This is a genomic window from Acinetobacter haemolyticus CIP 64.3 = MTCC 9819 (assembly GCF_000369065.1).
In the GTDB taxonomy this organism is placed as follows: Bacteria; Pseudomonadota; Gammaproteobacteria; order Pseudomonadales; family Moraxellaceae; genus Acinetobacter; species Acinetobacter haemolyticus.
Window position 1 is genome coordinate 1 of record NZ_KB849810.1, and the last position, 9834, is coordinate 9834.

14 protein-coding genes are annotated in these 9834 nt (G+C 33.7%); 4 read left to right on the plus strand and 10 right to left on the minus strand.

Annotated elements, in window-relative coordinates; translation table 11 throughout:
- Positions 1 to 121: 121 nt before the first annotated feature.
- The 8 genes from F927_RS14000 to F927_RS14035 all read right to left on the minus strand — a co-directional run bounded on the left by F927_RS14000 (position 122) and on the right by F927_RS14035 (position 4376).
- Positions 122 to 733: a recombinase family protein gene (locus F927_RS14000; protein WP_004740252.1), complete on the minus strand. Its 612-nt coding sequence runs from the start codon at positions 731 to 733 to the stop codon at positions 122 to 124.
- A 180-nt stretch (positions 734 to 913) separates the two neighbouring features.
- Complete coding sequence (locus tag F927_RS14005) at positions 914 to 1441, minus strand: plasmid pRiA4b ORF-3 family protein (protein ID WP_000537572.1); 528 nt, start codon at positions 1439 to 1441, stop codon at positions 914 to 916.
- Positions 1442 to 1535: 94 nt separating this feature from the next.
- Positions 1536 to 1850: a BrnA antitoxin family protein gene (locus F927_RS14010; RefSeq protein WP_005086327.1), complete on the minus strand. Its 315-nt coding sequence runs from the start codon at positions 1848 to 1850 to the stop codon at positions 1536 to 1538.
- Positions 1813 to 2124 carry a BrnT family toxin gene (locus F927_RS14015; protein ID WP_005086328.1) on the minus strand — a complete coding sequence of 104 codons (312 nt, stop codon included), beginning with the start codon at positions 2122 to 2124 and terminating at the stop codon, positions 1813 to 1815. Before F927_RS14015 ends, F927_RS14010 begins: the two co-directional genes overlap by 38 nt.
- 245 nt (positions 2125 to 2369) lie before the next feature.
- Entirely contained in the window at positions 2370 to 2975 is a 606-nt protein-coding gene (locus tag F927_RS14020) for a DUF4326 domain-containing protein (RefSeq protein WP_005086330.1), read from the minus strand.
- A 2-nt stretch (positions 2976 to 2977) separates the two neighbouring features.
- Positions 2978 to 3418 (minus strand): DUF488 domain-containing protein, encoded by a 441-nt coding sequence (locus tag F927_RS14025; RefSeq protein ID WP_005086332.1) that lies wholly within the window; start codon positions 3416 to 3418, stop codon positions 2978 to 2980.
- A gap of 13 nt (positions 3419 to 3431) precedes the next feature.
- Positions 3432 to 4058: a dual OB domain-containing protein gene (locus F927_RS14030; RefSeq protein ID WP_005086335.1), complete on the minus strand. Its 627-nt coding sequence runs from the start codon at positions 4056 to 4058 to the stop codon at positions 3432 to 3434.
- Between the two features lie 123 nt (positions 4059 to 4181).
- Positions 4182 to 4376, minus strand: a complete 195-nt coding sequence (locus F927_RS14035; protein WP_005086337.1) for a hypothetical protein — start codon at positions 4374 to 4376, stop codon at positions 4182 to 4184.
- Between the two features lie 1259 nt (positions 4377 to 5635).
- Between F927_RS14035 and repM the strand changes: the two genes are divergently transcribed.
- The 3 genes from repM to F927_RS14055 all read left to right on the plus strand — a co-directional run bounded on the left by repM (position 5636) and on the right by F927_RS14055 (position 7852).
- The gene (repM, locus tag F927_RS14045) at positions 5636 to 6571 is read left to right on the plus strand and encodes a replication initiation protein RepM (protein ID WP_005086339.1); all 936 of its coding nucleotides are present in this window, start codon (positions 5636 to 5638) and stop codon (positions 6569 to 6571) included.
- 68 nt (positions 6572 to 6639) lie between these two features.
- On the plus strand, positions 6640 to 7185 hold the full coding sequence (locus F927_RS14050; RefSeq protein WP_017394741.1) for a plasmid replication DNA-binding protein: 546 nt from the start codon (positions 6640 to 6642) through the stop codon (positions 7183 to 7185).
- 349 nt (positions 7186 to 7534) lie between these two features.
- Positions 7535 to 7852: a hypothetical protein gene (locus F927_RS14055; protein WP_005086342.1), complete on the plus strand. Its 318-nt coding sequence runs from the start codon at positions 7535 to 7537 to the stop codon at positions 7850 to 7852.
- A 467-nt stretch (positions 7853 to 8319) separates the two neighbouring features.
- Here the strand turns inward: F927_RS14055 and nadS are convergent, their stop codons facing one another.
- Positions 8320 to 8592, minus strand: a complete 273-nt coding sequence (gene nadS, locus F927_RS14060; RefSeq protein WP_005086343.1) for a NadS family protein — start codon at positions 8590 to 8592, stop codon at positions 8320 to 8322.
- The gene (locus F927_RS14065) at positions 8585 to 8905 is read right to left on the minus strand and encodes a type II toxin-antitoxin system RelE/ParE family toxin (protein ID WP_000897309.1); all 321 of its coding nucleotides are present in this window, start codon (positions 8903 to 8905) and stop codon (positions 8585 to 8587) included. Before F927_RS14065 ends, nadS begins: the two co-directional genes overlap by 8 nt.
- Positions 8906 to 9132: 227 nt before the next feature.
- Between F927_RS14065 and F927_RS14070 the strand changes: the two genes are divergently transcribed.
- Entirely contained in the window at positions 9133 to 9786 is a 654-nt protein-coding gene (locus F927_RS14070; protein ID WP_005086345.1) for a hypothetical protein, read from the plus strand.
- Positions 9787 to 9834 lie beyond the last annotated feature (48 nt).

Below are 9834 nucleotides of genomic sequence, written 5' to 3' on the forward strand. Positions count from 1 at the left end.
CAATTCATAATATTATTCTAAAATCAAACATCAGTGATTTAACATAAAATCTCTTATGTGAAGCAATCTTGTAACTTCAAAATAGAAATGTCCGGTTTCTCCAAAGTAAAAATGTCCGCTTTTAGATAACTTTAGCAACTCGATAGACAGTTGCAACTCCACAATTCACTGCTTTGGCAATTTCTTCCTTAGTCATATTGCCAGCTGCTAGCAATTCTTTTATTCGTTTGTGCTTAGCCTCATTGGCTTTCTTACCTGTTGGCTTGTAACCTGAACGTGCCAGGCCCTGCTTAATACGTTCTATACGTTTCTCATTGTCTAGGCGAGCCATTGTTGCCAGGAGATCAATCAACATATTGTTGATGAGTTCCAGGATTGAATGAGTAATGCTGTCACTGGTTTGAATCATTTGGTAGGTAGTAGGAAGATCTGCTACGACTAAACGAAGTCCCTTCTCCTGGATCCTGCGCTTCAGCTCTTGAAAATCTCGTTGGGTTAGGCGTGATAAGCGGTCAATACTTTCAACTAACAAGGTGTCACCTTGATTTGCTTCTGACAGTAGCTTATTCAATTCAGGTCGGTCTAACTTCGTACCACTATAGTTTTCTACGTACACAATGGTTTCACCCAAATTCAAGTTTTGGTTTAGATCCTGAAGAATCTGCAAAGCCCTTTCTGCATCTTGATCTTTAGTTGAAGCTCGTAGATAAATACGTGTATTCATTTCTATCATTTAATCTTAATTCTATTAGATTAATGATAACACTATCATTTAATTATTACATTAAGTCTAATAATAGATATTGTATGCGATTTGGCTCGCTATCATTCAGCTATACTCTTTTGATAAAAAAAGCATGACTAAAAGCCATGCCTTGGGAATTCGTATAACAGCCCTTATGTTAAATCAGGTTTAAAACTTAATATCATGTGAATTAAAGTAGGTCGGATCAAACTCTATCTCTCCTATTTCATCCTCGATAATTTGCATGTAATCGTCATATCTTGGATGTTTGGGGTCTTGTAATGCATCTAAAATATCAAGATATCCAAAAATTCCTCCAATATCTTCAAATGGAGCATGATTTTGACCATCTATACAACATGGATATTTTTTATTTAAATCAGGAGATTGTCTGCTTTCTACAGTAATCAAATGTTCCCAACAATCGCCAAAATCATATGTATATATAATTTTTTTACCTACACGTAGAACTTCTTTCAATTTTTGTCTTTTATTGATCTTTTCATGCTTAATAGTCGTGAATTCATGTAAATGGCTATCTTCCCAATCAAAAGCAGATTGAATTGCCTTATGGAGCCTAGATAAAGTAGCTGCCGATGAAATTTGAATAGTTCTCCAGATTTCAGGATCACTACCTAGCAGACTAATTTTTAATTGAAAAACTTCATCAGAAGATTTGAGCTTTACAGTTCCCATAACAGCCTAGTTCTCAAAAAATAGTTTTAGTAAATCTAAAATTAACATAATACACCTTATACGCAGTCAAAAATGGGAGCCTAAGCTCCCATTTTTATTGATGATTTTTTAATTCTTTTAGCATGGCATCCCGTAAAATTTTATTCATTCGTGTTTGATAGCCTTTGCCTTGGGCTTTTAGCCACTGCATGACATCTGCATCGATGCGAACCGTAGTTACTTGTTTAGTCGGCTTGTAAAATGGATTTTGCACTGCATTTTTCCAAAAACTTTCATCAAGTTCAGGAATATCTGAAAAGTCTATTTCACTGTCTGGTCGTTTAGCCAGGGCTTCAAGTCTTGTCTTTTGTTCTTCAGACAAAACAGGAGGATTATTCAAATCCATTTTGTAAGTAACGGTTTTGCTCATACTGTTTCCTCTCTTTTTTCTCTGCCTGTCGTGCCGAAATAATGCGGATATGATCCATCCCATTATGGTCTTGTACTGTGTGGGCCACCAATAAAACAGCTTGCCCATGTACCATACCTATCGCTTGCCAACGATATTCACCATTTTCAAAGCGATCCTGTTTATATAAGGCATGAGCATCGTAAAAAACCAATGTCGCATCTTCAAAAGCTACACCATGCTTTTTAAGGTTTATTTCTGCTTTATGCTCATCCCATGAAAACTCAATTTCCATAGTTGCATCGCTTTTTGTTAATATAAAAATGTTAATACAAAATTGTAAATTTTGCAAAGTTGTTCCATTTTTTATTGGCAAAAGCTTACAGAATCGAACATAAAAAAGCCGACTTGTTTCCAAGTCGGCTTTTCGGGTTTGCGTCCCAATTTTTTTATAGCATAACTTTTTGAAATATAAAACTATTTTTATATGCGTTTCGTATAACGCCCATTATGTTAATTTTCGGAAAAATAAATAATTCTTTATTCCCCATCATCCCAACTATTTAAAAAATTAGCCAAAACATCACCATGACAATCAAATGGCTTACAAAAGCACCCTAATCTTTTCCCAGCTAATTTGTATACATCACTTTTTTTTGCTTTCAATAAAATATCTCTATCAAAGTCATATTTAAAAGAATGGATAACATTTTTCCTATCTTCCTCATCATGAGTAGTCATAGAGTATGGATTTCCCCAAGGAGATCCACGACCGATATATTCATATACATCATTTTTTTTAATAGATTTATACTGCATCTCGGTATCTATATTAATAACTCTAGTAATTTTTATTTGGATAACTCTTAGAGGAATATTTAATAATTTAATATATTCCTCATCATCATTAAAAATCTCATCGTCTTTAAAAATTACAGCATGTGTAAACTCTACATTTTTCCAATCTGGAAGATAAGAGACTTCAATGCAATCTCTATTATGCTCTTGATAAAACTTTAGCAACTCATTCGAACTATTAGTAGTAATCTTAAAGTTCATTAGACTACTACTGATCCGATCTAACTTTCTTTCTAATTTGGTATAACAGTTAAACTCTTCAGGTAAAAGAACTAGAAGGTGATTCATAATTAATAAAGATCCACTGTAATATGTTGTCCACTATTGTGTTTCTTTAAATATTCAATAACCAATCGACGATGACATTGATGGGGTAAATGCTCACTACAGAGCAAGCAACCGTCTTCAAATTGCAAAAGATTGATATGCTTTTCAATATTCCTTTGAGCCATTAATGTCATAAATTTTTCTTCGTACTGAGCCCAGACAATTTCACCCTTTTTATAAGGTTTTAAAATTTCTTCTGTGGGCGCTAAATCGGGTATATGTTCATACTCACAATTACACATTTCACGTAAAAAAAATATTAAATCGTCTCTTTTAGCAAAACCTGCAAGTTGAGAAACATTATTTAATCTGACATCAATGACTTTTTTCACTTGATTATTTTTAAGCAAAGTAAAAAAATTTTCAGCATTCTTTTTGGTAAAACCAATAGTATATATAGCCATAACAACCTGTTAACTAAGAAATAATTGCAGCAACCAATTTGTAGCAATGACCATTAAAGTTTTCCCCAAGACTTACACAAATTATAGCATTTCTCAAAAATGTACTGTTCTGTTTAAAATGAAAATCAAATTCTCGACCAGTAACAGCTAGATTATAATCTACTCCCCCATAAGAAAACTTTGCTCTTCTTTTATCATTTTGATCTTTAAATAATTCTAATTGATGAACTTGCACTAAATAGAGTGAATTTTTGATTAGTTGATTATCTTTTATATCATCATGAGATACTCTATCACCTTCACCCCAAAGATCTTGGGGTGAATCAAGATATTTTGTAACCTCTTCTTTTTTTATGAAAAACTCATCAGTCCATGGAGTTTTATTAATTACATAGTTCTCTGTTTGATGGTTTAATGGCGCATGGTGAGATAGATCTACTTTAATTTTATTTAGAACTTTCAACCCCCATTCTGAATCATTATCTCGGCGATTAATTTTTTTAGTTTGTGCAACTGGGATTTCAGCTCCCTCATTATTACTCACTGGGCGAATCCACTCTCCTGTTCTAGTACATTTTCCTGCCACACATGAATTTCCATGTTTAACAGAATTTGCGAATACTACTATTTCTTTAATCATAATAACTTCCAAAATTTATTTTATTTCAACAGATTATAATTAATTATTTACCAGGAAACTATTTTTATATTCATAGACCAAAGTCTTTCTATTTAACATAAAATCTCTTATGCGCAGCCCAGGTTAATCCTGGGCTTTTTGTTCAATCTGATCATTGGTAGCAAACAGACCAGGATTGGTAATTTTGATGTTTTCCTGACAACTCCTACACAGCATCAGACCAGCAAAAAGTTGTACATGTTCCGTTGATTCACAGAAGGCACATGGCCGTGGAAATTTCACGACATTGGCATCACTCACAATCTCTTTATTCATCATTATTTATCCGTTAAAAGCTTATTCCTTTATAAATAAATTTCAGCGGATCAATGTTAAAAATTGCTATCTTTAAGAACTTTTGTCGAAAATAATTATCAAATCAAAGAACCTTAATTGACCGTTTTGACATATCCCCCTTGAGAACTTAATTCTCTAAAATAAAAAAATAAATGTTCACTCTATATTTTAATATTTTTCAGTTACTTAATGTCACTTTCAAGTGGTTTTTGTGAACATTTGCTTGAACAAATTATTTACCATATTTATCAAAAGCTTAACTACAAAAAACACCTGTTTTTTTGAACAAACCACTGAACATTAAATTATTAATTTAAAACAATAACTTACTTTGATTTTAGCTCAATTTTTTGAACAAGATTCTTCACTATAGAAAATAAAGGAATGCCTTGTCTAATCAAGGTTTGAAGGTTGTCATCTTTAGATGCGTGGTGTGTGAACCAAAAAATGTCGGTATGTACCGACACCCAACCAACTAAATTGACTTAACTGACATAAAAGATAGTGCTTGGCTCAAGGAGAGTTCACTTACTGAGATCCAGATAGCAAATTAAAAATCGGGTACAAGAAAACCATACAGGTGCTAAAACTCATTCAAATGCGATTTAAGCCACTTTTTCATCTAAACCATAAAGAACACTATCAAACTAGAAATCAGGCTAAAAATCGAAAATAAGAGCTAAATAAAGAGGATTTCTGATCAAGATAGAAATGAATAGAGCGAGTGTCTACGAGCGAACTACTAAAATTTGCGTCTCAACCCTCTGAAAAACTGCTTTTTAGGTTTATAAACCTAAAAAAGTGAAATTTAGATGCTGAAATTAGAGCCTAGACCGAGCGAAGCGAGCATAAAGCTCTATGAGCGAAGCGAATTCCGAGTTGCTTTTGCTCTTGCCTTTGCTTTTTCTTCTCAAATTCACAACGAAAAGAGCCAAAAAATTGCCCCTCGAATCGAGCGAAAGCGAGATTCAATAGAGTTTGAGCGAAGCGAAAACCAAGGGCAATTTTGACCAGACAGAGTTTTTAATAATTTTTAATAATTTTTAATGCTTTTAGACATGCTGAAAGCCTTTATTTATAGTATATACAAGGGATATACAACACCAGAAAGTCACCTATACAACACCAGAAAGTCACCTATACAACACCAAAAAGTCACCTATACAACACCAAAAAGTCACCTATTTACACCGTTTATTAATGATGGTGTAATAACACCATGTATAATAAAGGTGTAGCAAATGCCTACCAGTGAATTAATAGTAAAAGATAACGCTTTAATTAATGCGAGTTATAATTTGGATACCGTAGAACAACGGTTAATTCTACTGGCTATCTTACAAGCAAGAGAAACAAGAACAGGGATTGATGCAAACACTAGGCTACGGATCCATGCCAGTGACTATATGAGCAGATTTAATGTTAATAAGCATGCTGCCTACAAAGCCCTAAAAACAGCAGTTACCAACCTTTTTGGTAGACAGTTTAGCTATCAAACAATTGATGAAAAAACAGGAAAATCAAAGAAAGTAATTTCTCGATGGGTTCAAAATATTTCTTATATTGATGATGCTGCAACCTTAGAGGTTACTTTTACAATGGATGTAGTACCCTTAATTACACGTTTAGAAAAACAATTTACAAGTTATCAGTTAAAACAAGTTACCCAATTAACAGGAAAATATGCCATTCGACTCTATGAGTTGCTTATAGCATGGCGTGAAGTCGGTAAGACTCCTATATTTGAAGTTTCTGACTTTCGTTCGAAGCTTGGCTTAACTTCAGATGATTACCCAAGACTAGATACATTTAAACGACGTGTACTTGAATCAGCAGTCAAACAGATAAATGAACATACAGATATCATCGTTAAAGTTGAACAACATAAAGAAGGCCGCTCTATTTCTGGATTCTCTTTTAGCTTCAAACAAAAAAGAAATCAGAACAAAGCAATAGAACGTAAGAAAGATCCCAACACATTAGATATTTTTTCCAGCATAACAGATGCTCAACGCTACCTATTTGCTAACAAGCTTTCAGAATTACCTGAAATGGGGAAATACTCTCAGGGCACTGAAAGCTATCAACAGTTTGCAATAAGAATTGCTGAAATGCTTCAAGATCCTGCTAAATTTCAAGAATTACATCCTTATCTTGAAAAAGTTGGCTATCGTTAAATGACTGATGTAACGTTACATGATTAATTATTGTCTACAAGCATACAGATTTTTACTTGGGTTACATGATGAAAGCACTATCTGTTATTGAGTTATCACAACTTTACGGGATGAATCGACAAAGTATTTATAAGCGTATAAATAAAGGAGATTTATCAAAAAATAGTGATGGGAAAATAGATTTATCTGAAGCCATACGAGTATTTGGCGAACCATCGAATAAAAATAATAATGTAACCACGTTACAGTCTACTGCGGTACAAAAAGAGACAGAAGTAGACATGCTAAAACAACAGGTAGACATACTGAAAAAACAGCTAGAACTTGCACATGAGCGAGAAGTTTTCCAACGAGAACAGCTAGCAGCAAAAGACAATCAAATAGAAGCAATACAACGACTGCTAGAAGCTCCAAAAACCAATATGACTACGTTTACCGATCAGAAACCTGGTCAGGATATAGCAACAGATCCTCGGTCAGAACCTGCGCTAAAAGATGACGGAGTGACTACTCCGGAACAAACAGAAAATAAGCGTATTCCTATTCCAGAACATATCGAAGAAGAACCAAAGAAAAGGGGCTTTCTGAGCCGTTTTTTTCTGCCAAATGGGTGAAGGTACTATTAACTATGCCTAATCAAAACCGTGGAACAATGGTTAAGGAATGAGCGTGAAACGATCTAAATCACGTAAAAAGCCCAATCTGATAGGACTGGGCTAGACATTTAGTGATAAACTATTAATTTATAAATAAATAAAACAGTCATTGCGCATAAGGTGTATTATGTTAATAATATAAATTCTTAAAAGCGTATTGATTTAATAATAGAAAAATTATCAGAGTAGGTTATGTTTAAAGTAAACGTTCAATTATCAACCAACAATGATTGAAGATTTATACCTTATATATGTTAATTTCATTAACATATATATACCAAGTTAATAATGCCTTAAGTTAAATAATATGTTAGGTCAACATCATCATTTTTTAAAAAAACTTTCGATCAGTGATGCTGCTATAGCGTATAGAAAACCTCGCTCGACTATACTTAAATATATAAAAAGCGGAGATTTCGAACTTGACTACAATAACTTGATTGAATATAGCCAGTTAGTTAAAAAATTTGGTGAAATTAATTCCCCTATACGGGACGAAAGAGATCAACAAATCAAAAAACTAAAAGATGAAGTTATGCATTTAAAAAAACAACTTAATTTTTTTAAATATACTTCAATCTCAAATAAACATAGATTATTAATTTCTCATAAAGACTCCATTTAACATAATGGCGCTTATGCGAAACCACTTATAAAAATTCATTGTTTTTCAAATATTTAAAAAATTAGTCATGACTAAAAAATCGTTAGAAAACCGACTTAGACACATGTCGGCTGCTTTTTAAGCAACTTTGTCATATTCTGCCAATAAAATCGGTTAAAAAATGCTCAAAATTTCAATTTTTCCTGATTTCTAAAGGCCTTCATTTCTGAAATTATCCCCATTTCCTGCGGACAAATATCGGGATAAATCCCTGATAAAATCATGTACGTTTTGGCGTACAGCCATTCAAGAAAATTGCCAATAGCCATACTCAGCTCAATTTCCTATGATGAGTTCATCGAGAACAGGATGTTCCACATAACAACAATAAGATCAGCGACAGGACGCGAGGGATGACAGGAGTTGACCCTAGTACCAAATACGAAAAACCCCGACAGGATGTCGGGGTTTTTTTATTGCCTAGAGTTTTAAATCAGGCTTGGATGCGCATCTAGAATACGAATCAAGGTTGCTGCTGGCCCTGTTGGATAGCGTCTGCCTTGTTCCCAGTTTTGTAGGGTTCTCGCGCTGATATGCAAACGTGCGGCGAATTCTGCCTGGGTTAAGCCAGTTTTCTCACGTACTTCTTTAATATCCGGCAATTCAAGCTCAGTCACGCGGCTTGCCTTTATCTCATTACGTTTGATGGCCCCAGCTTCTTTAATTGAAGCAACCAGGTCATCAAATAAGTTGTTATCCATGAAATTGCTCCTTCACTAATTGACGTAGGATCGAGGTCTCTTTGTCTGTCAGATTATCTTTGACAGACTTTGGATAAGCCACCAGGAAAAAGATCTGATCATCCTCTGTGACCCAATAATAGATCACCCGGATACCACCACTTTTACCCTTGTTACCTTGAGCACAACGTACTTTACGAATACCACCGCCATTCTTGATTAAGTCGCCTTTATCGGGCTGTACCAAGAGATCTTGCTGAAGCTGACGATATTCTTCATCACTCACAAGCTCTTTAATTTGCTTGGTAAAAATACTGGTTTCAATAAATAACATGGGTGCAAGTACGTCAATGGCGTATAAGAATTTTAGCAGTTTTAGAACAAAAAAACGAGAGATTACAGCTCTCTGTTAGAACCCATTCAAAATGTCTATATTCTCACCAATAAAAATGTCCACTTTTAGAATATGCGCTTTTGCGATTTTCTTATCGGACGGTTTAATATGTTGGTGTCTATATCGGATAAACTAATATTCTTTGCATTACGTCTACTGATAAAAATATGTATAACGTTCATCCAAGTGAAAAACTAATTCACGCTTTCCGCCAAAAACCTTATCAGGGATGTTGTCCTACTCAAGCAGAGTTTTTATTTATTGGCTTAGATGCCAATTACGCTCCCAATATTGAAGAACAAAAAATATTTTCTAAAATCATTGAATATCATGAGGATGCTATTTCATTTTGGCAGAAATACAATGTACATCATCCTTTTTTATTAGATGGATATAAAGGAGATGGGCGAAAATATCATAAAGAATTTTCAAAAATTAGACTTTCTTGCAAAGATGCTTCTCGTATTTCATTTATCGAGCTTCTTCATCTTCCCACAACTGGTAGAAATGATTTGAAAAGCTCTGATCTTGATAAAAATCATCTACAATACATTCATAAAGCCATTTTTTCAGAACACACTAAAGCTGTATTTATCTCTGATGCTGTTTTTAAATTAATGAAAAAAACATCTATATTTTCATGGATGAATGATGCTAAACAAATAGAAGGACATACTCTTAAAGTTTTTCATGAAAAAAAACCTTTAATCTATAAGCATTTACATTTTTCAACTTATGGAAAGTTTCAAGCTCAAAAAGAGGAAGAGATAAAAGCAATTCATAATATTATTCTAAAATCAAACATCAGTGATTTAACATAAAATCTCTTATGTGAAGCAATCTTGTAACTTCAAAATAGAAATGTCCGG

Excerpts from the sequence above, each read along its gene's own strand:
- F927_RS14010 (WP_005086327.1), bottom strand. The coding sequence starts at position 1,850 with ATGAGCAAAACCGTTACTTACAAAATGGATTTGAATAATCCTCCTGTT.
- repM (WP_005086339.1), top strand. The coding sequence starts at position 5,636 with ATGCCTACCAGTGAATTAATAGTAAAAGATAACGCTTTAATTAATGCG.
- F927_RS14070 (WP_005086345.1), top strand. The coding sequence starts at position 9,133 with ATGTATAACGTTCATCCAAGTGAAAAACTAATTCACGCTTTCCGCCAA.
- F927_RS14015 (WP_005086328.1), bottom strand. The coding sequence starts at position 2,124 with ATGGAAATTGAGTTTTCATGGGATGAGCATAAAGCAGAAATAAACCTT.
- F927_RS14050 (WP_017394741.1), top strand. The coding sequence starts at position 6,640 with ATGAAAGCACTATCTGTTATTGAGTTATCACAACTTTACGGGATGAAT.
- F927_RS14005 (WP_000537572.1), bottom strand. The coding sequence starts at position 1,441 with ATGGGAACTGTAAAGCTCAAATCTTCTGATGAAGTTTTTCAATTAAAA.
- F927_RS14035 (WP_005086337.1), bottom strand. The coding sequence starts at position 4,376 with ATGATGAATAAAGAGATTGTGAGTGATGCCAATGTCGTGAAATTTCCA.
- F927_RS14025 (WP_005086332.1), bottom strand. The coding sequence starts at position 3,418 with ATGGCTATATATACTATTGGTTTTACCAAAAAGAATGCTGAAAATTTT.
- nadS (WP_005086343.1), bottom strand. The coding sequence starts at position 8,592 with ATGGATAACAACTTATTTGATGACCTGGTTGCTTCAATTAAAGAAGCT.
- F927_RS14000 (WP_004740252.1), bottom strand. The coding sequence starts at position 733 with ATGATAGAAATGAATACACGTATTTATCTACGAGCTTCAACTAAAGAT.
- F927_RS14030 (WP_005086335.1), bottom strand. The coding sequence starts at position 4,058 with ATGATTAAAGAAATAGTAGTATTCGCAAATTCTGTTAAACATGGAAAT.
- F927_RS14065 (WP_000897309.1), bottom strand. The coding sequence starts at position 8,905 with ATGTTATTTATTGAAACCAGTATTTTTACCAAGCAAATTAAAGAGCTT.
- F927_RS14020 (WP_005086330.1), bottom strand. The coding sequence starts at position 2,975 with ATGAATCACCTTCTAGTTCTTTTACCTGAAGAGTTTAACTGTTATACC.
- F927_RS14055 (WP_005086342.1), top strand. The coding sequence starts at position 7,535 with ATGTTAGGTCAACATCATCATTTTTTAAAAAAACTTTCGATCAGTGAT.